Raw genomic sequence first — 24,260 nt, forward strand, 5'->3', positions numbered from 1 at the left:
TTATCGCCTATACTGAATAGATTCACGACACTCATCGAGCCTGGTTCTGCCAGGCGTTGACGTATAACGGAAGCCTTTTTGATATGAGCTGGTTAGACAAGATCGTACCCTCCATGGGTCGCATCCAGCGTAAAGACCGTCGCGCTAGCGTGCCCGACGGCCTCTGGCGTAAATGTCCCAAGTGCGAAGCGGTTCTCTACCTCCCTGAGCTAGAGAAACATAACAGCGTCTGTCCCAAGTGCGATCACCATCTGCGCTTGACGGCACGCAAACGCTTGGACTGGTTCTTGGATAAAGCAGAACGCGAAGAGATCGCGGCGGAAATCGAACCCAATGATCGGTTGAAGTTTCGCGACTCTAAAAAATACAAAGACCGCCTGACTGCGGCGCAAAAAGATACTGGCGAGAAAGATGCGCTGGTCGCTATGCGCGGTGAGTTGGATGGTCTTCCGGTCGTTGCCGTTGCCTTTGAGTTCACCTTTATGGGCGGCTCAATGGGGGCAGTGGTCGGCGAGAAATTTGTTCGCGCCGCTACCGTGGCGCTGGAAGAGAACATCCCGCTAGTGTGCTTTGCCGCCTCCGGTGGGGCACGTATGCAGGAAGCGCTCTTCTCGTTGATGCAGATGGCTAAAACATCCGCCGCGCTTGAAAAGCTCAAACAAGCGGGTGTGCCGTATATTTCTGTGCTTACGGATCCGGTCTTTGGCGGTGTTTCAGCCTCACTAGCCATGTTGGGTGACTTGAATATTGCCGAACCCAATGCCTTGATTGGTTTTGCAGGCCCCAGGGTCATCGAGCAAACGGTGCGTGAAACCTTGCCAGAAGGGTTCCAGCGCAGCGAGTTTCTGCTTGAGCACGGTACCGTCGACATGATCGTTCATCGTCATGAAATGCGTGCCCGCGTGGGTAGTGTGCTGCGTAAGTTAACCCACCACGACGCAACGCCGGTGAGTTCGACCAATCCTGATGATGCTGAGGTCGTTGAGCCTATCGTTGAGGAAGATAGCTTGGCGGAAACCGCTGACGTAACGTTCGAGAAAGTTGAGGCGCCTAAGAAGGACACCGCTTTCGTTAAGAGTGATGACCATTCGCGCAATGCCTGACTCTCTGCAGACACCTTCTTTGCCGCTCTACTCTTTGCAACAGTGGCTCCAGCATTTGGAAACGCTGCATCCGGTAGGGATTGATATGGGCCTGGAGCGGGTCTCGCAGGTGGCTAAACGGATGGGGCTGCTTTCAAGCCCCATCGCCCCCCGCGTTATTACGGTAGCAGGCACCAACGGCAAGGGCTCAACCCTTGCCATGATTGATAGCGTTGCCCGTGCCCATGGTTGGCGAGTGGGTACCTACACTTCTCCCCATTTATTGCGCTACAACGAGCGCGTTAAAATCGATGATCAGGAAGCCGACGACCAACTGCTGGTGCAAGGCTTTGAGCGGGTTGAGCAGGCACGATTGCAGGGCAGTGAAATCAGCCTGACCTATTTTGAAGCGGGGACACTGTGCGGACTGTGGTGCTTGGCCAATGCAAAGCTTGATCTTGCGGTGCTAGAAGTGGGGCTGGGTGGTCGCCTTGATGCAGTCAATATTATTGATGCGGATGTGGCCATTGTTACCACTATTGCTCAGGATCACGCTAACTTTTTAGGCACCGATTTAGCCCAGATTGGGCGTGAAAAAGCCGGTATTTTTCGTGCCAATCGTCCCGCCGTGCTAGGTAGCCAAACGTTACCTTCCAGTGTCGCTGAATGTGCTCAGGTGCTGGCGGCGCCTATGTTTTGTTTGGGCCAGCAATTTGCCCATCAGACGATGGCTTCTGAGCCTTCGCAATGGCGCTGGCAGGGGCAGCATCCGGATGGTCAACGCATTGTTATTGACGAGCTTCCCGAGCCGGGGCTGCCTATCGATAACGCCGCCACTGCTTTGCAGGCGCTTGTGCTTGCAGGGCTTGGGTTGGAAGCGGCGCGCGTGCAAGCTGCGTTGAGTTCTGTGCAGTTGCCGGGGCGGCTGCAATGGATTGGGCCTTGGTGCCTGGATGTAGGTCATAATCCTCATGCTGCCGAGTATGTCGTTCGCCATTTGCCGCAACCTCCGGAAGGTGGTCGGCAGTGGGGCCTTATTGGCATGTTGAATGATAAGGATATTGACGGTGTCATACAGACGTTAGCGTCTCGCATTAGTGATTGGGTGTGCGTGTCGTTGAGCGGAGAGCGAGGTTGCCAGGCAAGCGAGTTGTCGCAACGTATTATAGCTCAGGGAGGGCGGGTGCATTTTAGTGCTGATTCGCCGCAAGCAGGCGTCGATTGGCTCGCTAACATGTTAACGCCCAATGATCGTGTCTTGGCCACCGGGTCGTTCTTTACAGTAGCGGCACTGTTAGCTCGGCCACTGCCAACAGGCGCTGCGTCGCTTGATGGAGACGGAAATGAAATACGGTAAAACGGAACGCATTAGCGGTATTGTGATTCTGCTCGCGCTACTGGCGATCTTTGTGCCGTGGCTAATGAGTGACCCCGCACCAAGGGAAGAACGTCCCCAGCCGAACTTTGTGATCGAGCAGCCCGTTGAAGTGGAGCGCCGTGACGTTCCTGCACCGGAAAGGCCTTCAACCATCGGCGAGCCGTCTCTATCGTCAGCGCCCCGTAATGAAGAGGGCGATGTGCCTATTGACGTCGATCCGAGGTTGCCGGAAACCGATCAAATTACTGCTGCTAATCAGTCGCCCTCGAGTCCCGAGGCGGCGGGATCCAGTGAACCGGATGAAGAGCCGGCGACCTCCGATAGCGACCCTATTGCTGACCTGATTGCCAGCAATAGTGGCAGCGGTCAAAACAGCAGTGAAGGCTCTTCACAGGGCTCTTCACAACGTTCATCGCAAAGCTCCTCATCTAGCTCATCCACCCCCTCAGCAAGTGCTCAGGGAGAGTGGGCGGTGCAAGTCGGCAGCTTTGGAGAGCCCGGTAATGCGCAGCGCCTTAGCGAGCAGCTTTCGGGTGAAGGGTTTACTGTTTATCAGCGTGAGCGCGATAACAATATGACCACTGTCTTTGTGGGCCCTTATGCCACTTCTGAGGAGGGGGAGTCTGCCATGTCCTCGATTAAAGAGCGGGCCAATGTGCAGGGCCTGCTTGTTCGGGTAAGAGACTAAACGATGGCATTAACCTGGATTGATGCGGTGTTCTTGGCCGTGCTGGCGCTATCAATGCTAGCCGGATTCGTCCGGGGATTTGTTCGCGAGGCATTGGGGTTGGCCGCCTGGGTCGTTGCCTTAATGGTTGCCCGAGTCCTCGCCGAACCGGTGGCCGAACTGATGAGCGGGTTTATCGATAGCTTTGATGCCCGCCTAGTGCTCGCTTTTATACTGGTGATCTTTGCCGTTATTTTGCTTTGCGGCATAGTCATTCGCTTGGTGCATGCGGCGATTGAGTGGGTAGGCATGGGGCTTTTGAACCGTGTGGCGGGGGCCGCTTTTGGTGTTGCTCGTGGGGCGGTTATTTTGCTTATTGCTACCGTGCTGATTACCCTCACACCGCTGGCTGAACTGCAGGCGTGGCAACAAGCCGAGCTGCGACCGACCTTTATTCAACTGCGCGATTGGGCGGTGAGCCAGTTAGATCAGTGGGATCGTGAGCTGCCTGAGGCGCCATCGTCGCTGCGCGACATCTCTCTACCTGAACTGCGTCTGCCTAGTGCGACGGAGCGTGAGGTTATCCCGGCAGGTGATTGACCTGCTACTGAAGTCGATTCTACGAACGTTCGGGCTTTCTTAGGTATGTGACTTAGGTAAGCCATGGCATTAAGCGAGGTAACGTGAATGTGCGGTATAGTGGGCCTTCTGGGCAAGCAGGCGGTAAATCAGGGAATCTACGATGCCCTGACCGTACTTCAGCATCGTGGCCAGGACGCTGCCGGCATGATGACATGGAGCGAGGGACGCTTCCTACTGCGCAAGAGTAACGGCTTGGTACGTGATGTATTTCACACCCGTCATATGGCCCGCCTAAAAGGTAACCTAGGCATTGGTCACGTGCGTTACCCGACGGCAGGCTCTTCAAGTGAAGCTGAGTCACAGCCGTTCTATGTTAACTCTCCTTACGGCATTGCGCTGGCGCATAACGGTAACCTGACCAACTCTGAGCAGTTGAAGCAGGAGCTGTTCTCTACCGATCTGCGTCACATCAACACCAGCTCCGATTCTGAAGTGCTGCTTAACGTCTTCGCTCACGAGCTGGGCAAGCAGGGTTTGCACCTGGAAGCGGAAGATATCTTCGACGCCGTGCGTCGTGTTCACCGTCGCTGCAAGGGTGGTTATGCCGCTGTCGCGATTATTAATGGCTTTGGCATGGTGGCATTTCGTGACCCCTTCGGTATTCGCCCCGTGGTGTTTGGTACCCGCGAAGAGGAGAACGGGCAGGCGGTGATGATCGCCTCCGAATCCGTCGCCTTGGATGTGGGCGGTTTTGAACTGGAGCGTGACCTATCGCCTGGTGAAGCCATCTTTGTCGACATCGAAGGCAATATTCACACCCAGGTATGTGCTGACCGCCCCGAGCTACGTTCGTGTATCTTTGAGCACGTTTATCTAGCGCGTCCCGATTCACTGTTGGACGGCGCCTATGTTTACGGCACCCGTATGCAGATGGGTCGCAAGCTGGGGGATCGCATTCTCAACGAGTGGCCGGATCACGATATCGACGTGGTCATCCCGATCCCTGATACGTCGCGTACCTCCGCCCTTGAAATGGCGCAGCACCTCGGGGTGACCTACCGCGAAGGGTTCATGAAGAACCGCTATATTGGCCGTACCTTTATTATGCCGGGGCAAACTCAGCGTAAAAAATCGGTACGCCAAAAGCTCAATGCGATAGACGTTGAGTTTAAAGGCAAAAACGTTTTGTTGGTGGACGACTCCATTGTGCGCGGCACGACCTGTAAGCAGATCATTCAAATGGCCCGCGATGCCGGGGCACGCAAGGTCTATTTTGCCTCGGCGGCGCCCCCGGTACGTTTCCCCAACGTGTATGGCATCGATATGCCTGCAGCGTCTGAGCTGATTGCTCATGGCCGCAGCGAAGAGGAAGTAGGGGATTTGATTGGCGCTGACCGTATCTTCTATCAAAACCTAGAGGATCTAAAAGCGGCCTGCCGCGAAGTGAACCCGGAAATGGAAGAGTTTGATTGCTCGGTGTTTGACGGCAATTACGTGACTGGTGATATCGACGACGCCTACCTGGCCGCCTTGGAAGCTAGCCGTAATGATTCCGCCAAGGATCAAAGTGCCGGTGATCATGCCCTGGTCGATATGCACAATCAGGACGATGACCTGGACGATTAGGAGAGAAGTCTTATGCATGATGATAATCATCAGGAAGACGGTCACCAGGATGAGTGGTCATTAGAGACGCTGGCTATCCGTGCGGGCCATCAGCGTACCTTCGAGCAGGAACACTCGGAGCCTATTTTTCCGACCTCAAGCTTTGTCTACGAAAGCGCTGCAGAAGCGGCGCGTAAATTTGGTGGGCAGGAGCCGGGCAACGTCTACTCGCGCTTTACCAACCCGACAGTGCATACCTTTGAGCGCCGCCTGGCGGCCCTTGAAGGTGGCGAGCGTTGTGTGGCCACCAGCTCGGGTATGTCCGCTATTCTCTCCACTGCGCTGGCACTGCTTTCCGCAGGGGACGAGATTGTGGCCTCCCGGTCGCTATTTGGCTCGACGGTTAGTCTGTTCGATAAGTATCTAGGTAAGCTGGGTATTACCACGCGCTATGTGGAACTTTCCAGCGTTGCTGCCTGGGAAGCGGCGATTACTCCCAAAACGCGGCTACTGTTTGCCGAAACGCCCTCAAATCCACTGTCAGAAATTGCCGATATTTCGGCCCTGTCTGCGTTGGCAAAACGTCACGATGCGCTACTGGCGATAGATAACTGCTTCCTTACCCCGGCACTTCAGCAGCCCTTGGCGTTAGGTGCTGACTTGGTTATTCACTCAGCGACCAAGTATTTGGACGGCCAAGGCCGTGCAGTTGGTGGTGCCGTGGTAGGTAGTCATGCGCTGCTTGAGGAAGTGTTCGGCGTGGTGCGCACCTGCGGGCCTTGCTTGAGCCCCTTCAATGCGTGGATTTTTACCAAGGGCCTGGAAACCCTGTCGCTGCGTATGAAAGCTCACTGTGAAAACGCCTTGACCCTGGCGCGTTGGCTGGATGCCCACCCGGCGGTTAAGCATGTGTTTTATAGCGGCCTGGAGAATCATCCTCAGCACGCTTTGGCTAAACAGCAGCAGAAAGGGTTTGGCGCGGTGCTGGGTTTTGAAGTGAAAGGAGGACAAGAGGGTGCGTGGCAGGTGATCGATGCAACCCGAATGCTTTCGATAACAGGGAATTTGGGTGACGTTAAATCCACTATTACTCATCCGGCCACCACTACCCATGGGCGTTTGTCTGATGCTCAGAAAGAAGCGGCGGGTATTGCGCCAGGGCTGATCCGCGTGGCGGTAGGGCTTGAGAGTCAGCAGGATATCCAGCGCGATCTTGCTCGTGGACTGGATGTTCTGGCTGGCTAGTTGATGTTAAGCAATCCTACACAGTCACGAAAACCCACCTTTGAAGGTGGGTTTTTCGTACTTTTGAAACCTAATGGGTCATATGCTGTGCAAACAAAGCCCCCTTATTTGTTTCAAGAAGCGTTGCGGTGAGGCAGGTCTGACAGCGCAACCTGATCTTCATTGCTGGAAGAGTGATTGATGTGAGAGCTCGGAGCAACAACGGTGTTGTTCTTTGCATCGCCGTTGACCAAAGGCAAATCAGCTGGTGTCAGGTGCACGCTGTCAGTGCTGTAATTCGCTGAAGAGCTAGGCTGAATAATCTGGTTAAGCTCGCCAGATCCCTGTTCAGCTAGAACGGCAGTAGAAGTCAATGTCATGGCAATAGCGGTGATAAGGGTCATTTTTTTCATGATTGGCGCTCTCTAATAGAAAGTTTATGTACCGTTTTTCGGTCATTGCTGGATGTCCTTTAGGACATACATTAATAGTAAGCGTGCAAACAAAATTATAAAATTGGTTATATTTGCTTTTTTTGTTCGATTTTATAGAATGGATTGGCTTTGTCTTTTTAGAAAGACGAACTGCGTAAAAATTGTTACCTGGTTATTCAATGGTTTTTACGAATGAAATATCCTGCTTTTTTCAGCGGTTTTTATTAGCTTCTAGCGGTAAGGTTCTGGGCGTGGACGAATAGCGTAATCCAAGATCTGATAAGCGCGTTGGCTAAGTTGAAGCAGCCATAGATAAAATGAGGAATAGCACAATGTGGCGTAACAGTCGCAACGGTTGGGGATTGATTAGTATTCTGTTTCATTGGCTAAGCGCGCTGGCCATTATTGGTCTGTTTGCACTGGGCTGGTGGATGACTGACCTGGGCTATTATGACCCTTGGTATAATCAGGGGCCGTGGGTACACCGCTCGATTGGCATCTTGCTATTGTTTGCTACCTTTGCGCGTTTGGTATGGCGCTTCGTACAGCCGACGCCCTACGCCGAGGGGAGTCGATTAGAAACTATTGCTGCCCATCTCGGTCATATTGCGCTCTATGTGCTTCTAATAGTCGTTATGGTGAGCGGTTATTTAATTTCTACTGCTGATGGACGTGGTATTAGTGTGTTTGGTTGGTTTGAGGTGCCGGCGTTGCTATATGACTTGCCCAATCAGGCAAGCCAGGCGGGCACCGTACACTGGTACAGCGCCCTGGCGTTGATGATCCTGGCAGCGGGCCACGCCCTTGCTGCTGTTAAGCACCATTGGTTAGGTCGGCATAAAACCTTGGTACGCATGTTAAACCCAGCGCATAGCCAAGCTGGCAATTAAAACGCACCAAGTTAATGACGTTGTCTGTATACACGTTTTTCTAAACACTGCGGGTAAGATAATTGACTGCCCGCGGTGCCTATTAAGTAAAGCAAGGAGCAATTCAATATGTTCAAGAAGACAGCATTTGCATCCGCGATCGCCGCTGTAGCGCTGGTACCTTTGAGCCAAGCGCAGGCAGCTGATTATCAGATTGATACCGAAGGTCAGCACGCTTTTGTCCAGTTTAAAATTTCACATCTGGGCTTCTCCTACATTCTCGGCAGCTTTGAAGAGTTCGATGGTCAGTTTGCCTATGATCCTGAAGATCTCGACGCGTCTTCTGCTGAAATCGAAGTGCAGGTTGATAGCCTGACCAGCAATCACGCCGAGCGTGATCGCCATATCTTGAGCGAAGATTTCCTTAATGCCGGTGAGTTCCCTACCGCCACATTTAGCTCCACAGGCTTTGAATCAACGGGTGAAAATGAAGGCGTCTTGACTGGTGATCTGACCCTGCATGGCGAAACCCAAGAGATTGAAATGCCGGTTACACTGATGGGTGAGGGTGATGACCCTTGGGGTAACTACCGTGCTGGTTTCGAAGGCAGCACTACGCTGACGTTGAGTGATTACGGAATCGACATGAGCGATTTTCCAGAATCCATGCATGAGCTTGAGCTGTACGTCACGTTTGAAGGTATTCGTCAGTAAAGAGTACTTTTAGTTAAGCGCCATCACTCCGCGAGGGGTGGTGGCGTTTTTGCGTTTAAGGCGAATAAAAGGAGAGTTGGCTTGGCAATTGTGATGCAGCAACGCGAGTTGGCGATAACCCTATGGCGGCAAACCTGGCCAATGGCCATCGGGGTGTTGGCGCTATTGGGTTTTCAACTTGTTGATAGCGCCTTTATTGCCCGTTTGGGTACCGCACAGCTAGCGGCGCAGTCGTTCACCTTTCCGCTGTCATTTCTGATTATCGGCATTCAAGTGGGTATGGGTATCGCCATTGCGGCACTTATTTCCCGGGCGCTCGGCGCAGGGGAAGGGGAGCGAGCGAGGCGCTTGAGCAGCCTGGTATTAATGGCAGGTGGCGGAGTGATTGGTCTGTTGGCGTTTGCCTTGTGGGTGTTCCATGTGCCCGTTTTTCAGCTCCTTGGCGCCGATGAAACGACGCTTTCCTATATCCATATTTACTGGGGGCCGCAACTGTTGTCCGCCTGGCTGGGAGCACTGCTCTATTTCAGCTACAGCATTTTCCGTGCCCATGGCGATACCCGTTTACCAGGTAAAATGATGGTTCTCAGTAGTGTTGTGAACCTGGTGCTCGATCCACTACTGATTTTTGGTGTCGGCGATTGGGAGGGTTGGGGATTGCCCGGTGCTGCCTGGGCAACTGCAATTGCCTTCTCAGTGGGTCTGTTGGTCACTACACGTAAACTGCTCAAACGCCAGTGGGCATCGCAGCAAGGCCTATGGCTAGAGGCGAGGCAGTCGTGGCGACCGTTTACTGGCATTGCCGCCCCTGCGATGGTCAGCCAACTGATGCCGCCCTTGGCTGCGATGCTGGCAATCTCAGTGGTGGCGGGTCTGGGTGAAAGTGAAGTAGCGGCCTGGGGGTTGGCGAGCCGTTTGGAAACGCTTTCCCTGATGGTTATTCTGGCTATGACCATGTCGCTACCGCCGTGGTTAGGACGCTGCTATGGTGCCGGAGATTGGGGGCAAATTCAGCAGCTTATGCGTTTGGCGGTAAAGGTCGCGCTGGTTTGGCAGCTTAGTCTGGGAGTGCTACTGGCCCTGGGGGCTCCCTGGCTAGCCATGGCCTTAGCAGGCAATCCAGAGGTACAAAACGAGCTGACCCTGCTGATTCGCTTTCTGCTGCCAAGCTACGCAGCGCTGGGCGTTTGTATGTTAGTGGTTTCGGCGGGCAATGCTCTAGGTTGGCCGCTGCGAGCGATGCTGCTATCCAGCGCACGGCTGTTTATCTGCTATTTGCCCTGCCTGTGGTTAGGTTCACAGTTCTTCGGTTGGTGGGGGCTGGCGGCGGGCGCCGCCGTAGGCAACCTGCTGGCAGGCTTGATGGCGTGGCAAGTCATGCGGCGCATTCTTTCCCGCCCGCATCGGCAGGCGGGATTCGTTAATTAACGCAGGCGCCCAGCTTCCTGAAAGGAGAAGTAGATAAACAGCAGCGCCATCCCTAAGTAGCCCATCACGAACTCTGGGGCAGCATTGAATGACAGTTCGGGGGCGTGCATCAGCCCAACGAAGGAAAAGCCCGCGGCAATGGCAGCGAAGGCGGCCGCGCGTCGGAACTGGTGATCAATCACCGATACCGTCATAGCGCCCAACAGAATGGCCATAAACATAGCCCCTTGGCCCATCACCACAATGGCACTGGATATATCGGTGACGACCTCACCAGCCCCGCGGTTAAAGCGCGTCATCACGTAGTTGGCGAAGTAGGGTAGCATGGCCAACGCCACGGCAGGATAGTAGCGTGTGTCGTTGGACTGAAACGCGGTGGCAATCATCGACATACCGACAAAGACCAAAATCGGTGCGACCACTGAAACGGGAATGATTGCGGCTAGGGCAGCGATTAAGCCGAACATGGTAGCCAGCGCATATACCGCGCCGTTGAGAAGGCTGTAGCCCCGGCCTGCGCCCATCCACTTGGCCCCTACGGTGGCAATATAGACCGTGGTAGGAAAGACGCCGCCAAACAGCGCGCCAATCATGGTGCCTGCGCCATCAACCGCCTGACACTCCCGCACATCGTACTTATCGCCTGCGGCCTCCATCGCCTCGACGTTGTTCATCGTCTCAATGGCGTTATAGAGCGTAATCGGCAGCACCACGGTGAGTACCGCCAGCATACTGGTCAGCAGTAATCCCAGCCCTTCAAACCAGGATAGGTTGGGAAGTAATGGATAAAAGCCCAAGTGCGTGAACGCATCGCTAAAGCGCTCGGTGCCGGCGTCGCCAATCAAATAGGCCATGGTGGTGCCGACGATAATGGCGAATAGTGAGGTGGGGAGTTTAAACGGCATACTCACTCGTGCGACCAGCCCAACAATAATGATCGCTAGCACCAGTAAACCAATAATCGGCATTTCCAGCGTTTTGAACAGCATTTCACCGGCGATAAACGTCAGTGCGACACCCGCAACGGCGCCCAGCATGGCAGCGCGCGGTAGGTGGTACTGCACCCAGCGGCCAATTATGCTGATTGCGGCTTCGATGGCGCCGCTGATAAAGCAGGCGGCGACGGCTACTTTCCAGGCCATTTCTGCATCACCGGTGAGCTGTTTGGCGGGTAGCAGTACGCCGAATAGAAATACAAACATAACCGGCGTTGAGATACCGTAAGAGAGCGCCGTTACATCGGCACGGTTCTCTTTGCGGGCCAGTCTTGCCGCGCTCCAGGCATAGTAGAAATTACCGACCATTACCGCTACTGCCGCGCCTGGCAGCACCTGCCCATAGACAATGGAAGAGGGGAATCCCATGCCCAGCATGGTGATGGCAATAATGACAAAGTTGGCAATATTGTTTTGGAACAGGGCGAAGAACGCGTCGGTGTCTTCTTTTTTGTACCAGGGGTAGTGGGTGCTGGCAGCCGCCATGTTAGGCCTCTTGATTATGGTGTGTTGTATACAAGGCAACGCTGAGTGTGCCGAAGTGTTGACTAATCGGTCAAGTATTCAGCACACAAAAACGCCCAGGTAGGCCTGGGCGTTTGTAGTGCGGCAATGCTTGCTAGCTAGTCGTTGACAGCGGCAATCGCTTTGGCCAGGTAGGGCAGGTTCTCATGGGAGAAGCCCGCTACGTTAGCGCGACCCGAGCGTACCATGTAGATGCCAAACTCATCGCGCAACCGATCTACCTGTTCCGGCGTTAAGCCTGTGTAGGAGAACATACCGCGCTGTTCAGCTACGCAGGCGTACTTCTCGTCCAGGCCATAGGGTTTCAGTGCTTCAACGAAATCGCGACGAAGAGTATTGATACGGTCACGCATTTCGGTGAGCTCTTCACGCCATAGCGCAGTCAGCTCAGGGTCGTGGAGAATCTCGCTGACGATAGCGCCGCCGTGTGCAGGCGGGTTTGAGTAGTTTTCCCGTGCCACGATCGCGACCTGTGAGCGAATGTTGTCCATCTGCTCGCTGTCTTTTGCCACCATGATCAAGCAGCCGGTACGCTCACAATAAATACCGAAGTTCTTGGAGCAGGAGCTGGTGATGATCGCTTCGTCGAGGTTTTCCGCCAGTAAGCGAACGCCGTAAGCATCCTCGTCCAGCCCTTCGCCAAAGCCCTGATAGGCAAAGTCGATCAGCGGCAGCAGCTTGCGCTCACGGACGATCTCTAATACTTCCTGCCACTGGTCGTGGGAAAGGTCAAACCCGGTCGGGTTATGGCAGCAGGCGTGGAGTACGACTACATCGCCTTCTGGAATGCTTTTTAGCGCTGTACGCATACCGTCGAAGTCGAGACGGTTGTCGGGGTCAACGTAGGGGTACTTGTGCAGCTCAATACCCGCGGCGGTAAAAATACCGTGGTGGTTGGGCCATGTTGGGTCGCTTACCCAGATACCTTTGCCCGGCAACTGAGTGGAAATGAAGTCGGCTGCTAGGCGCAGGGCGCCGGTGCCGCCAGGCGACTGGGTAGCGCTGGCACGGTTGGCTTTGAGTACCGGTGACTCAGCACCGAAAACCATGGGAAGTACTACTTCACCATAGCTGGGCGCGCCGTGAGAACCGATATAGGTTTTCGTCGTTTCATTCTTGAGCAGGCGAGCTTCTGCTTCCTTAACGGCGCGCATTACCGGCGTATTGCCTTGGGTATCGCGGTAAACACCAACACCTAAATCCACCTTTTGCGGATTGGTATCTTTCTTGAAAGCTTCGATCAGCCCGAGAATGGCATCTCCTGGGACTCGCTCAATATGCTCAAACATTTATTCGGCTACCTCGTCGGTTCTGGCGGCAAGAATGAAGTCATTAAGATGCAGGCCTTTAATAGCGTGAGACCACCACGTGACGGTGGCTTTGCCCCACTCGGTCACGATAACGGGGTGATGGCCAGCCTGCTCTGCAATATCGCCAACGCCTTGGGTAAATGCCAATGCGCTGGCAAAGTCACGGAATTTAAAACTTCGCGACAGCTTCATGATGCCATCGTGCTCGACAATCTGCCACTGGCTGAGGCTTTTTAGCCGCTCTTGGGCTTCATCTTTACTTAAAGGTTGAGCATCTTTGCTGCACGGTTCACAAATGGCGTCGGCTAGCCTTGTCATTGTTTGGCTCCTGCAATTGAGTATGCTTTATCAGCGTAGATGGCAAACGCAGTCACGACCAACGTCTTTGGCGCTATACAGCGCCTGGTCGGCCCGCTCGATCAGACTCGTGAGGGGTTCGCCACAGCGATATTCGGCAACCCCAATACTCAGCGTCACTTGGCCTGGCCCCATACCGAAGTCGCGTACACTGATAGCCTGGCGTAAGCGGTCGGCAAGTGCATGGCATTGCTGCAGCGGAGTAAGCGGCAGCACGACCATAAACTCTTCTCCTCCCAACCGAGCCACCATGTCTTCGCAACGCAGCAGCGACTGGGCGTAGGTTGCCAACTGTTTAAGCACATCATCCCCGTGCAGATGTCCCCAGCGATCATTAAGCCGCTTAAAGTGATCAATATCGATCATCATGATGGAGAGCGGTGTGCCGTGGCGGGCGCTAAGCGATGCAACATGGGTTAAGTGCATCATGAGCTTGCGCCGATTGGGGAGTTGAGTCAGGGGGTCTGTATCGCATAGTTTGCGCAGCCGCTGCTCTTCGCTGACTTGATCGCTAATATCCATCATTATGCCGTTCCACTGCACGCCATCGACGACGGGCTTTGGTTTGGCGCTAACCGCAATCCAGTGTGGTTTGTCTTGTGGAAACGGTAGCCTAAAGCGTGTGGTGAGAGGCAACATCCAGCGGGCTGAGCGTTCGATAGCGGACATTATCTTGGGGTGGTCGTTGCCGGTCAGTTGCTCAACTAGCTGCCCTGCATTTTCGGCGAGCAGTTCCCGGTCAATATGTTTGAGAGCCACGCCGCCGCCCTCCAAGTAGGGGAACCGCATATGGCCATTGCGCGCGCGATGAAACTGAAAGATAACGCCTGGTATGTGGGGTACGAGGTGGTCTGCACTGACTCGCTCTGGTGCGTCTATATCATTCACGGGCATGCGTGAATCTCCAAACATATGCCAATTTAAATTCGATCGTGAAGATTAGCCCTAAATACGTAATCAGGATGTAAGCCATTGCAGACAAAATGGCTATTATCTATATTTTTTTAGAATATATATGTTCTATTTATATATATTCGATTGCATTATAAGCAATAGACAAGGTGTTATTGGCATTTAGTGGTAAAATTAATTACTTTTTTGCATATTAAAAAACTTTTTTATTCCTGGGGTGGATTCTTGGAAGCAGGACGAGAGCAAACGGCTCAGCCATACGGCTTGGTAAGTCTAGTGGGCGCGGGCCCTGGCGACCCGGAGTTATTGACGCTAAAAGCGTATAAGCGACTGCAGTCCGCTGAAGTGGTGCTGTACGACCGCTTGGTTAGCGGTGAAATAGTCGCCTTTATACCGCCACAGGCGCAGCGATTTTATGTGGGTAAAGCACGCTCTCTGCACAGCGTCCCTCAAGAGGGGATTAATCAAGCGCTTGTAAAGTGGGCTCAGCAGGGTAAGCGTGTCGTGCGCCTTAAAGGTGGTGATCCGTTTATTTTTGGCCGGGGCGGAGAGGAGCTTGAGGCGCTGGTGGCAGCACAAGTGAGCGTGGAAGTCATCCCAGGGGTGACGGCGGCATCAGGCTGCGCGGCGTATGCGGGCATTCCTTTGACCCATCGCGACCATGCCCAGTCGGTGCGTTTCATCACCGGGCATTTACAGCAGGGGGAGTGTGAGCTTGATTGGGATGCGTTAGCGCGGCCTGGGCAAACCTTGGTGTTTTATATGGGGCTGGGCACCGTAAAGGTGATCAGCCAGGCGCTGGTTAAGCATGGTTTAGCGCCAGACACACCGCTGGCGCTGATTGAACAGGGCACGACCCGCCGACAGCGTACCCACGTGGGGACGTTATCTGGATTACCAGATACTTTCTTGGCGGGCCACATTAAACCGCCTACGCTGCTAATAGTGGGCAGCGTAGTGTCACTGCATACCACACTGGATTGGTTTGATGCGCTGAGCGGAGAGGCCTCTGGTTTTCATGAGGGAAAGCATCCTCCTTCTGGCTAAAATAATAATCGTTCCTGCTTGTCTTGTAACGCAGTAGCAACATTTGTACACGATTTTGCAAACAGACTGGCTAGATACAGTGAGCTGTGTATGCTGAAGGGGGAGAGCATTCACGGTTAGCGCATTACCTATGTACTTGATCATCGCGCAACTGATTGTTGTTAGCTTGGACAAACGTTAGCTAAGACCATAGAGGAACGCATAATGTCGGAAGCAAACCACTCGGATCACCAGTCGCCTGCCAACAAGCCAGAACCGGCTAAAAAGTCGGACATGAAAACCCTCTTTCAAGATAACCGGGTAAAAGCGATTGCTGGTATCGCCGCCATTGCCGTTATCTGGGCCATTATGGCGCAGTCTAATGCAGGTTCTCGCCAGGATCGTGTCAATAGCTTAGAAGAGCAGCTCGCCAGCGCTGAGCAGGAAAATAGCCAAATGAGCCAGCGCATTAGCGAAATTGAGGAAGCTGAAACCAATTTAGCCGCGCTGCAAGAGGAGATGGCGTCCCTTGAGGCTCAACAGCAAGAGGCCAGCTCGTCGCTTGAGAGTGCCCAAGCCAATGTCAGCGATGTGCAGTCGCGTTTAGAAGAGCTTGAGTCCGAGCGCGATGCGCTGGAAGAAGAAATTGCCTCTCTTAATGAGCAGGTAGAGAGCGCTGAAAGCGAGATGACTGCGTTGCGCGAAGAGCGTGATCAAATCACCAGCACTCGGGATGAGGCGGAAAGTGCCCTCCAGCAAGTAGAAGAAGCGCGTTCTAGTGCTGAAGAAGCCCGCCAGGAGGCTGAGGCTGCCCGTCAGGAAGCGGAGCAGCAGCGTCAGCAAGCGATCGAAGAGCTGGGCAATACCGAAGATGAGTTGTCCTCGCTGGAAGATCAGATTAGCCAGTCAAATGAACAGCTAAGTGGCTTAGAAGAGGAAATTTCGAGTGTCCAGAGCGAGCTTGGTGAGCTAAAAAATGAGCGTGACTCACTCACCAGCGAACGCGATGAGCTGCAAAGTGATGTTGATTCGCTAACGGCGCTGCGCGAAGAAGAAGAGCAGAGCTTGAGTCAGGTGCGCAGTGAGCTGGATGACGTCATGGTTGCCCTGGATATTGGGCGTGAAGAAGTGGCCAGCGTTGAGAGTGATATCGAAAAGCGTGAAAGCCAGCTAGAGCGTTTAGAGAGCCAGTTAAGTGAATGGCGCGATGAGCTGTCGACGTTAGACAGCCGTTTGGCCGATGCAGAAGAGTCAGCGGGTGAGGCTGCATCATCTTCCCCGAGCAGCTCTTCTGATAGCTCGTCGAATGGGGGCTCGTCAGATGGGAACTCTTCAAGTGAGAGTGCCAATGACAGTGATGGTGGCAGTGAAGAGTCGCAGCAAAACGCTGGCTAATAAGTGGCGGGATAGTAATGCTGTAACGCACCTTTCGCGTTAGAAAAGTAAGGGCGGATGTCGGGGAACCGGCATCCGCCCACTTGTTGTTGGTTTATGATTTTGGCTGTGAGGCGTATCATTCACTCAACGTTAATTCAGTTATTAAGAGCTTAAAACGAGGAGTGCCATTGAATGGATGGGGTTAAACATATTATTGCAGTGGCATCGGGCAAGGGAGGCGTGGGAAAATCCACCGTCACCGTGAATTTGGCATTAGCGCTGGCAGCACAGGGCTATCGCGTGGGTGTCCTGGATGCGGATATCTATGGACCCAGCCAGGCACAAATGCTCGGTGTTAAAGAGGGTACGCGCCCCCAGGCGGCAAGTAATGACAAATTCCTTCCGCTCCAGGCCCATGGCATTCAGGCCATGTCGATGGCATTTATGGTCAATACCCGTGAGCCAATGGTGTGGCGCGGGCCGATGGTAGTGGGCGCGTTTCAGCAGATGCTGACGCAAACCCAATGGGATAATCTCGATTTTCTATTGATCGACATGCCCCCAGGTACTGGCGATATCCAACTGACCCTGGCCCAGAAAGTGCCGGTGGCAGGGGCGGTGATTGTGACCACCCCACAGGATATTGCGCTGTTAGATGCCCGTAAAGGGATCGAAATGTTCCGCAAGGTCAACGTGCCGGTGCTTGGCGTGGTGGAAAATATGAGCCTCTACCACTGCGAAAAGTGCGGCCATGAAGCGGCTATTTTCGGCACAGGTGGTGGCGATAATATCGCCCAGGAGTACGATACCCAAGTGCTTGGACGCCTGCCGCTGACGCTCTCCATCCGAGAGCTGACAGATTCGGGACGCCCGAGTGTGGTATCCGAACCTGACGGGGCGGTGAGTCAAACCTTTGCGACTATTGCCCAAAAAGTCGCTGAAGCGGTTAGCGCGAATCAAGGCGACGGCCCAACTATTTCCTTTAGTGAGTGATAACGACATAAATGAGTATCAAATCTGATAATTGGATTCGTCGCATGGCCAAAAGCGACGCGATGATTGAGCCGTTTGAAGCCGAGCAAGTGCGCTACGTGAACGAACAGCGCGTGATTTCCTACGGCACCTCAAGCTACGGTTACGATGTGCGCTGCTCAGACGAATTCAAAGTCTTCACCAATATTCACTCAGCGATTGTTGATCCCAAAGCGTTTGACGCGAACAGCTTCGTCGATATTAAAGGCGATGTCTGTATTATTCCGCCGAACTCTTTTGCGCTGGCGCGCACGGTGGAGTATTTCCGTATTCCCCGTAACGTGCTGACTATTTGCCTGGGGAAATCCACCTACGCGCGCTGCGGCATTATTGTCAACGTGACGCCGCTGGAGCCCGAGTGGGAGGGCCACGTTACGCTGGAATTCTCTAACACCACCAACCTGCCGGCAAAAATCTACGCTCATGAGGGCGTCGCCCAGATGTTGTTCTTAGAGTCCGACGAAGTATGCGAAACCTCGTATAAAGACCGGGGCGGAAAGTATATGGGGCAGCGTGGGGTAACCTTGCCGCGTACCTAGTTATACGAAGTACATTGCTACAAAAAAGCGCCTTACGGCAAAAACGTAAGGCGCTTTTCAATGCTTATGATGACGTTTTCATGCTAATCCTGCGACTCTTCGTCGAGCTCCTCATCAAGCTCTTCTGCAGCATCAGCGTGGGAAAGCCGCATACCGTGTTCCGGTAGCAGATGACCGTCCATTTTGGCGCCTTCGGCACTGAACTGCAGCCTGCCTTCCAAAAACCACTGCACTGCAATCGGGTAGATTAGGTGTTCCCGGGAGCGAACCTTCTCTTGCAGTGTTTCAGCCGTGTCGTCCGCGTTGACCAGCAGCTCCGCTTGCAGTACCACTGGGCCACCGTCTAGCTCTTCGGTGACGAAGTGAACGCTACAGCCGTGGCTGGCAACACCGTCTGCCAGGGCGCGGGCGTGAGTGTTGAGCCCTTGGTAGTCTGGCAGCAATGAAGGATGGATATTCAGCATACGGCCCAGGAAGCGCTGCACAAAGCGAGGCGTCAAAATGCGCATAAAGCCCGCCAGTACAATCAGATCCGGCTCGTGACGCTCAATGACTTTGATCAAGGCGCCGTCGTAGGCTTCGCGACTATCATACTCCCTGTGGGGGAGGGCAACCGCTTCAATGCCCGCTTCGTGTGCGCGTTTCAAACCATAGGCGTCAGCAATATTGGAAATCACTGCGACAATCTCACCGCCGCCTAAGCGGTCGTGGGACTGAGCATCAATCAGCGCCTGAAGATTGCTACCGCTGCCAGAGATAAGCACGACAATGCGGCGTGCACCGAGAGGCTCTGGTGTTACGTCTTTAATGGTATCGCTCTGGTAGTCCGTATTGGTCATGCCGAGAGGTTCTCCAAAATAACGGCGTCCCCTTGGCGTTCAACGATCTGCCCTAGACGATAAACGGATTCGCCTTCGGCTTCCAGGTGAGCCATTGCCTGTTTTGCTTGATGCTGCGGCACCACAACGACCATCCCAATACCGCAATTGAGCACGCGGTGCATTTCAGTTTCATTCACGTTTCCATTGGCCTGTAGCCAATCAAACACGGCTGGTCGCTGCCAACTGGCAATATCAATATGCGCAGCGAGGTTGTCCGGCAGTACGCGAGGAATGTTTTCAAGCAAACCGCCACCGGTGATGTGTGATAACGCATGCACGGCAATCTCGCTACCGCGCATCAAGGAGAGCAGTGATTTGACATAGATACGGGTGGGGGCCATCAGCGCATCGCCAAGGGTTTTACCGTCGATGTCGGTCTCTAGCGAAGCGTCACTGACCTCAAGGATTTTACGAATCAATGAGTAGCCGTTGGAGTGTGGCCCGGATGAGGCAAGTCCCAATATGACATCGCCTTCGGCCACTTTGCTGCCATCTAAAATATTTGCTTTTTCAACCACGCCCACGCAAAAGCCCGCTAAATCGTAGTCGCTGCCTTCGTACATGCCCGGCATTTCGGCGGTTTCGCCGCCTACCAGGGCGCAGCCAGCCAATTCGCAACCAGCGCCAATGCCGGTGACAACGTCAGCAGCAATATCCACATCGAGCTTACCCGTGGCATAGTAGTCAAGAAATAGCAGCGGTTCGGCGCCAGCCACGATAAGGTCGTTGACACACATGGCGACCAAATCAATACCAATGGTGTCGTGCTTGCCAAGATCCATTGCCAGGCGCAGCTTGGTGCCGACGCCATCGGTACCTGAGACGAGCACGGGCTGCCGATAGCCCGCGGGGATCTCGCATAGCGCGCCAAAGCCGCCAAGCCCGCCCATGACTTCGGGGCGAGTCGTGCGTTTGGCAACGTGTTTAATGCGGTCAACAAGGGCGTTACCGGCATCGATATCGACGCCTGCATCCTTATAGCTGAGGGAAGGAGTAGCCGAAGAAGAAGAGGTCTCGGTCATGACAGATCCTGTGAAGCAAATAGCGGTGCTGGTAGTGCTGGCGAATTGGCCAGTGCTGGGCTTAACTTTGGCGGATTGTAACACTCAGCGACGCTGGCCGCACCGCCGTCGCGCAGGATGAAAAGCAGACGCGCGACTTTCGTTCATTTGCGGCATAGTAGTGGCGGATGAAAGTTAGTAGTGGCGAGTGAAAGTTAGTAGTGATAAGTAAAGTGTGTCGTGATCAGTGCCATAGAAACGATAAGTGATATTTAGCGGATTACATCCACGTTTGAGAGGGAACTATGCGGAATTCTTGGTGGGGCGTCCTATTTTTGGTGGTAATAGGCGGTTTAATTTATTTGTTAGACGCGGCGCTGATGCCTTTTATTGCTGGGATGATTCTCGCTTACTTAGCTGACCCGCTGGCTAACCGTTTCCAGCGCTGGGGCATGAATCGGCCGTTCGCGGTGAGCAGCGTGTTTTTAGTACTGTTGGTCGTCCTCGTGGCGAGCCTGTTGATATTGATCCCGCTGCTTGTTCAGCAGCTTAAACAGCTGGGCGAAGCTATTCCGGGTATCTTCAATTGGGTAGAAAATACGCTTGCTCCTCAGGTACAAGAGTGGACAGGTTATGACTTGACCGCGGAGTTAACCAACGCGCGCGAGACGCTGGTCGAAAACTGGCGCGATGCTGGTGGCTACCTAGCCCAGGCGCTAGGCCAAATTGGCCGCTCCGGTATGGCGTTTGCCTCTTGGATCACCTATGTGGCACTTATTCCTGTGGTGACCTTCTATTTGCTTTTGGACTGGAACCGCCTGCTGACCAATATTGCCAATCTCGTGCCACGCCAGTGGGCGGATGATACCTTCCGATTGGCGCGTCGCTGTGATGAAGTGTTGTCATCGTTTCTACGCGGCCAGCTGCTGGTAATGCTCTGTTTAGGGATTATTTATGCGGTGGGCTTAACGTTGATGGGGCTCAACTTTGGCCTATTGATCGGCTTTGTGTCCGGACTGGTGAGCATTGTCCCGTTCCTGGGTTTTATTGTCGGCTTGGTGATTGCCCTTGTTGTGGCGCTGTTCCAGTACGCCACCTGGTGGGCGGTGTTAGGCGTTATCCTGGTGTTTAGTATTGGCCAAATGGCCGAGAGTGTGATTCTCCAGCCTAAATTGTTGGGCGATAAGATTGGCCTGCATCCGGTCGCGGTTATCTTCGCCGTGCTGGCGGGGGGGAATCTGTTTGGCCTAACAGGGGTGTTGTTGGCTCTGCCTGTTGCCGCGGTGATTCTAGTGCTGCTAAAAGAAGTAAAAGTTCGCTATCAGCATAGCGAGTTATACGACGAACAAAATACTGATAAACATACGCCAATCATTGAGGTCAGCTCTTCACATAACGATGAGCTGGGCCATCATGATGGACGGGAGTCACCATGAGCCGAGCACCGGCACAGCTTCCCTTGGGAATTGGTCTGCGTGATGACGCGACCTTTGATAATTATTATGTGGCGCGTGCAAATACGCCGCTGGTAGAACACCTTACCCAGCAGCTTACCCCGGAGGGGGAGCAGTTCCTCTATCTGTGGGGCGCGCCAGGGGTAGGGCGTAGCCATCTTTTACAGGCGGCGTGTCATGCGGCGTCCGATGCAGATAAACGAGCACTGTATCTCCCCCTGGATGACTTGGGCCACTTTCCGCCATTAATGCTGGAAGACATCGAGCGCCTGGATCTGGTCGCCATTGATGACCTGGAGTGTGTGATTGGTCGCAAGCGCTGGGAGGAAGCGCTGTTCCATGCTTTTAACCGGCTAAGAGATGCTGGCAAGAAATTAGTGATTGCCGCCAGTGCTTCACCGCGTCAATTAAACGTGGTGCTACCGGATTTGGCTTCGCGCCTGACCTGGGGGGTAACGTTTCATGTTCACCCTTTGGAGGATGACGAAGAGCGTTTGGCAGCGCTAAAGCTGCGCGCCAGTGTGAGAGGGATGCAACTCCCCGATGATGTTGGGCGCTATATCTTGCATCGTGGCCCCCGCGAGTTAGGTGAGCTGTGTCGCGCGGTGGAGACTCTGGATAAAGCATCGCTCTCAGCCAAGCGCAAGCTTACTATTCCCTTTGTGAAATCCGCCCTCGGTTGGTGAAACGGCTGGTACAGAAATGCTAAAGGCAACGACTAAAACGCCCCTGTCAGCGAGAGCCGACAGGGGCGTTTTATAAAACATGCTTGCTAGCTTACTGTTTCAATAAGCGATTAAGCGGTTAAGCGGTTTTGTTCAACTTGCTAGCAGCGGTTTGCGCCTGCTTAACGTTGTCTTCGGTAATTTTCTGGCTTTTCTGGATAAAGTCCTGCTGCAGAGATACGACTTTATCGGTATCGCCTTTAACACGCTCAGCCAACTCTTTAGCTACTTTTTGCTGGCCTTCCATGTAACTACGCAGGCCCTCTGCGTCTTTTACTTCCATCATTTGGCGCATTTGCGCAATGCCGGTGTTGGCATAAGCTTTGCTGGCGTTCATCTGAGCGTTAATCATTTTTTCGCTGTAATCGATGCTCAGCGCCATGTAAGCGCGTACTGGCGCCATGAACATGTTGTCAAACTGCTGAGTCATTTCGTTAGTATTTAATGTACGCATCGTCATACCCTCCTGGGGTTAGTCTTACCAAAAGCAGCTATCCAGAGGTTGGCGCTGCTTATTTAATTGGGTAGCTTTATTTATAAGCTATCTTGCAGTGCAGCATAGCAACTGTTTTTGTGCAGTGCAACATTTGGTTTTTGGCATTTTAAAGTGCACGGGGCAAGAGCCTGTTTACCCCTATGGTCTAACCAGCTAGCTTGAAGGCAGTGGATGTGGCTTTAGCGAGTGAACGATAGGTCGGCTATGCGCTCAGATAAGCATCACCATTAATCTTACTGATGGGAGAAAGAGCAATGGCAACACGGATGGAACGCGATAGCATGGGCGAGTTGGAAGTGCCTTCTGAGGCTCTTTATGGGGCACAAACCCAGCGGGCAATCAATAACTTCCCTGTCTCTCATTCGCCCATGCCCCCGGCCTTTATTCACGCTGTCACGCGTATCAAGCTAGCGGCAGCCCGGGCTAATCAATCGCTAGGAAGGCTTGATAGTGCGCGGGGGGAAGCGATTCAAAAAGCGGCGCGGGAAGTGTTAACGGGCAAGCATGACCAGCACTTTCCTATCGATGTGTTTCAAACTGGCTCAGGTACCTCCACCAATATGAATGTCAACGAGGTGTTGGCTACATTGGCAAGCCGTGAAGGCGTTGAGGTAACCCCGAACGATCACGTCAATATGGGGCAGTCCAGCAATGATGTGATTCCCACGGCCATTCACCTGTCGGCTGCCATCGCGGTGCACGAATCGTTGCGCCCAGCCCTTGTCCACCTGCGTGACACTATCGACAAGCGGGCCAGTGAGCTGAGCCATGTGGTAAAAACCGGTCGTACTCATCTCATGGACGCCATGCCGCTGCGTATGGATCAAGAGCTGGGTGCTTGGTCTAGCCAACTAGGTCAGGCCATTGAGCGCTTTGATAGTGCCATGAAACGGCTGTGCCGATTAGCTCAAGGTGGTACGGCCGTGGGGACCGGCATTAACGCTCCTATCGGTTTTGCTGAGCAGGTCGCCCAAGAGCTGAGCGAACAGACCGGGTTGATGTTTACCCCTAATGACAGCTTCTTTGCCAGCCTCTCGTCTCAGGATGCGGCGGTAGAGCTCTCGGGGCAGTTGAAAGGCTTAGCCTGCGTGATTATGAAAATAGCCAACGACCTGCGCTGGATGAATTCGGGGCCGCTGGCGGGGCTGGGCGAGATTGAGCTCGAGGCGTTACAGCCCGGTAGCTCAATTATGCCTGGGAAGGTTAATCCTGTTATTCCTGAGTCAGCCGCCCAGGCCGCTGCCCAGGTTATTGGCCTGGATACCGCGATTACCGTGGCCGGGCAGAGTGGTAACTTTCAACTGAACGTGATGTTGCCGTTGGTGGCTTCCAACTTATTAACGTCTATAAGCTTGATGAGTAATACCGCTCGATTGCTGGCTGATCGTGCGATTGCCACCTTTAAGGTTCGTGAAGATAACCTGGAAGGCCCGCTGGCCAGAAATCCCATTTTGGTAACGGCGCTAAATGGCGTGATTGGCTATAACGCCGCCGCCGCTGTCGCCAAAGAGGCTTACCAGGCGGGGAGGCCAATTATTGATGTGGCGGAGGAGAAAACTGACCTTGATCGGGAGACGCTAGAGCGGCTGCTGGATCCGGTCGCGTTAACGCACGGAGGCATTCCTGAGTAACACGTTTAAGGTCAGC

At 53.8% G+C, this 24,260-nt stretch carries 25 protein-coding genes; 17 read left to right on the forward strand and 8 right to left on the reverse strand.

The window, feature by feature from the left end:
- The first annotated feature begins 83 nt into the window (after positions 1-83).
- From accD to HALA3H3_RS19430, 6 genes are all read left to right on the forward strand, one after another.
- Positions 84-1,103 carry an acetyl-CoA carboxylase, carboxyltransferase subunit beta gene (gene accD / locus HALA3H3_RS19405; protein ID WP_022523221.1) on the forward strand — a complete coding sequence of 340 codons (1,020 nt, stop codon included), beginning with the start codon at positions 84-86 and terminating at the stop codon, positions 1,101-1,103.
- The gene (gene folC, locus HALA3H3_RS19410) at positions 1,081-2,439 is read left to right on the forward strand and encodes a bifunctional tetrahydrofolate synthase/dihydrofolate synthase (protein ID WP_022523222.1); all 1,359 of its coding nucleotides are present in this window, start codon (positions 1,081-1,083) and stop codon (positions 2,437-2,439) included. The genes accD and folC overlap by 23 nt, the downstream gene beginning before the upstream one ends.
- Positions 2,426-3,148 (forward strand): SPOR domain-containing protein, encoded by a 723-nt coding sequence (locus tag HALA3H3_RS19415; protein WP_027957478.1) that lies wholly within the window; start codon positions 2,426-2,428, stop codon positions 3,146-3,148. The genes folC and HALA3H3_RS19415 overlap by 14 nt, the downstream gene beginning before the upstream one ends.
- A gap of 3 nt (positions 3,149-3,151) precedes the next feature.
- The gene (locus HALA3H3_RS19420) at positions 3,152-3,727 is read left to right on the forward strand and encodes a CvpA family protein (RefSeq protein ID WP_009286953.1); all 576 of its coding nucleotides are present in this window, start codon (positions 3,152-3,154) and stop codon (positions 3,725-3,727) included.
- Positions 3,728-3,814: 87 nt separating this feature from the next.
- Complete coding sequence (gene purF, locus HALA3H3_RS19425; protein WP_009286952.1) at positions 3,815-5,335, forward strand: amidophosphoribosyltransferase; 1,521 nt, start codon at positions 3,815-3,817, stop codon at positions 5,333-5,335.
- A 12-nt stretch (positions 5,336-5,347) separates the two neighbouring features.
- Positions 5,348-6,559, forward strand: a complete 1,212-nt coding sequence (locus HALA3H3_RS19430) for an O-succinylhomoserine sulfhydrylase (RefSeq protein ID WP_022523224.1) — start codon at positions 5,348-5,350, stop codon at positions 6,557-6,559.
- 113 nt (positions 6,560-6,672) lie between these two features.
- Here the strand turns inward: HALA3H3_RS19430 and HALA3H3_RS19435 are convergent, their stop codons facing one another.
- Positions 6,673-6,951 carry a hypothetical protein gene (locus HALA3H3_RS19435; protein WP_022523225.1) on the reverse strand — a complete coding sequence of 93 codons (279 nt, stop codon included), beginning with the start codon at positions 6,949-6,951 and terminating at the stop codon, positions 6,673-6,675.
- 353 nt (positions 6,952-7,304) lie between these two features.
- Here HALA3H3_RS19435 and HALA3H3_RS19440 point away from each other — a divergent pair, with 353 nt between their 5' ends.
- From HALA3H3_RS19440 to HALA3H3_RS19450, 3 genes are all read left to right on the forward strand, one after another.
- The gene (locus HALA3H3_RS19440) at positions 7,305-7,862 is read left to right on the forward strand and encodes a cytochrome b (protein ID WP_022523226.1); all 558 of its coding nucleotides are present in this window, start codon (positions 7,305-7,307) and stop codon (positions 7,860-7,862) included.
- 108 nt (positions 7,863-7,970) lie between these two features.
- Positions 7,971-8,555: a YceI family protein gene (locus HALA3H3_RS19445; protein ID WP_022523227.1), complete on the forward strand. Its 585-nt coding sequence runs from the start codon at positions 7,971-7,973 to the stop codon at positions 8,553-8,555.
- Positions 8,556-8,648: 93 nt separating this feature from the next.
- Complete coding sequence (locus HALA3H3_RS19450) at positions 8,649-9,983, forward strand: MATE family efflux transporter (RefSeq protein ID WP_039859217.1); 1,335 nt, start codon at positions 8,649-8,651, stop codon at positions 9,981-9,983.
- Here the strand turns inward: HALA3H3_RS19450 and HALA3H3_RS19455 are convergent.
- The 4 genes from HALA3H3_RS19455 to HALA3H3_RS19470 all read right to left on the reverse strand — a co-directional run bounded on the left by HALA3H3_RS19455 (position 9,980) and on the right by HALA3H3_RS19470 (position 14,064).
- A complete protein-coding gene (locus HALA3H3_RS19455) occupies positions 9,980-11,464 on the reverse strand; it encodes a hypothetical protein (protein ID WP_022523229.1) in 1,485 nt (494 codons plus the stop codon). The two genes, HALA3H3_RS19450 and HALA3H3_RS19455, sit on opposite strands and share 4 nt — an antisense overlap.
- A gap of 137 nt (positions 11,465-11,601) precedes the next feature.
- Positions 11,602-12,792 (reverse strand): amino acid aminotransferase, encoded by a 1,191-nt coding sequence (locus HALA3H3_RS19460; protein WP_009286948.1) that lies wholly within the window; start codon positions 12,790-12,792, stop codon positions 11,602-11,604.
- On the reverse strand, positions 12,793-13,131 hold the full coding sequence (locus HALA3H3_RS19465) for a 4a-hydroxytetrahydrobiopterin dehydratase (protein ID WP_022523230.1): 339 nt from the start codon (positions 13,129-13,131) through the stop codon (positions 12,793-12,795). It lies immediately after the preceding gene.
- Between the two features lie 30 nt (positions 13,132-13,161).
- Positions 13,162-14,064, reverse strand: coding sequence for a GGDEF domain-containing protein (locus HALA3H3_RS19470; protein WP_022523231.1), 903 nt, complete (start codon positions 14,062-14,064; stop codon positions 13,162-13,164).
- Between the two features lie 243 nt (positions 14,065-14,307).
- On the opposite strand from HALA3H3_RS19470, the gene cobA reads away from it, so the two are divergent.
- From cobA to dcd, 4 genes are all read left to right on the forward strand, one after another.
- Positions 14,308-15,129 carry a uroporphyrinogen-III C-methyltransferase gene (gene cobA / locus HALA3H3_RS19475; RefSeq protein WP_051430467.1) on the forward strand — a complete coding sequence of 274 codons (822 nt, stop codon included), beginning with the start codon at positions 14,308-14,310 and terminating at the stop codon, positions 15,127-15,129.
- Between the two features lie 204 nt (positions 15,130-15,333).
- Entirely contained in the window at positions 15,334-16,503 is a 1,170-nt protein-coding gene (locus HALA3H3_RS19480) for a coiled-coil domain-containing protein (protein WP_022523233.1), read from the forward strand.
- Between the two features lie 174 nt (positions 16,504-16,677).
- Positions 16,678-17,478: an iron-sulfur cluster carrier protein ApbC gene (apbC, locus tag HALA3H3_RS19485; RefSeq protein ID WP_009286945.1), complete on the forward strand. Its 801-nt coding sequence runs from the start codon at positions 16,678-16,680 to the stop codon at positions 17,476-17,478.
- 11 nt (positions 17,479-17,489) lie between these two features.
- Positions 17,490-18,056, forward strand: a complete 567-nt coding sequence (gene dcd, locus HALA3H3_RS19490; protein WP_009286944.1) for a dCTP deaminase — start codon at positions 17,490-17,492, stop codon at positions 18,054-18,056.
- Positions 18,057-18,139: 83 nt separating this feature from the next.
- Here the strand turns inward: dcd and purN are convergent, their stop codons facing one another.
- Both purN and purM read right to left on the reverse strand, forming a co-directional pair.
- Positions 18,140-18,895, reverse strand: a complete 756-nt coding sequence (gene purN, locus HALA3H3_RS19495) for a phosphoribosylglycinamide formyltransferase (protein ID WP_009286943.1) — start codon at positions 18,893-18,895, stop codon at positions 18,140-18,142.
- Positions 18,892-19,959, reverse strand: coding sequence for a phosphoribosylformylglycinamidine cyclo-ligase (gene purM, locus HALA3H3_RS19500; RefSeq protein WP_022523235.1), 1,068 nt, complete (start codon positions 19,957-19,959; stop codon positions 18,892-18,894). Before purM ends, purN begins: the two co-directional genes overlap by 4 nt.
- Between purM and HALA3H3_RS27695 the strand changes: the two genes are divergently transcribed.
- From HALA3H3_RS27695 to hda, 3 genes are all read left to right on the forward strand, one after another.
- Positions 19,958-20,080, forward strand: coding sequence for a hypothetical protein (locus tag HALA3H3_RS27695; RefSeq protein WP_255200381.1), 123 nt, complete (start codon positions 19,958-19,960; stop codon positions 20,078-20,080). The genes purM and HALA3H3_RS27695 overlap by 2 nt on opposite strands.
- Positions 20,081-20,243: 163 nt before the next feature.
- Complete coding sequence (locus HALA3H3_RS19505) at positions 20,244-21,374, forward strand: AI-2E family transporter (protein ID WP_009286941.1); 1,131 nt, start codon at positions 20,244-20,246, stop codon at positions 21,372-21,374.
- On the forward strand, positions 21,371-22,078 hold the full coding sequence (hda, locus tag HALA3H3_RS19510; RefSeq protein WP_009286940.1) for a DnaA regulatory inactivator Hda: 708 nt from the start codon (positions 21,371-21,373) through the stop codon (positions 22,076-22,078). Before HALA3H3_RS19505 ends, hda begins: the two co-directional genes overlap by 4 nt.
- A 118-nt stretch (positions 22,079-22,196) precedes the next feature.
- Here the strand turns inward: hda and HALA3H3_RS19515 are convergent, their stop codons facing one another.
- Positions 22,197-22,571 carry a phasin family protein gene (locus tag HALA3H3_RS19515; RefSeq protein ID WP_022523236.1) on the reverse strand — a complete coding sequence of 125 codons (375 nt, stop codon included), beginning with the start codon at positions 22,569-22,571 and terminating at the stop codon, positions 22,197-22,199.
- A 296-nt stretch (positions 22,572-22,867) separates the two neighbouring features.
- Here HALA3H3_RS19515 and HALA3H3_RS19520 point away from each other — a divergent pair, with 296 nt between their 5' ends.
- Positions 22,868-24,244, forward strand: a complete 1,377-nt coding sequence (locus HALA3H3_RS19520; RefSeq protein WP_022523237.1) for a class II fumarate hydratase — start codon at positions 22,868-22,870, stop codon at positions 24,242-24,244.
- Positions 24,245-24,260: the final 16 nt, after the last annotated feature.

This window comes from Halomonas sp. A3H3 (genome assembly GCF_000982975.1).
GTDB lineage: Bacteria > Pseudomonadota > Gammaproteobacteria > Pseudomonadales > Halomonadaceae > Vreelandella > Vreelandella titanicae.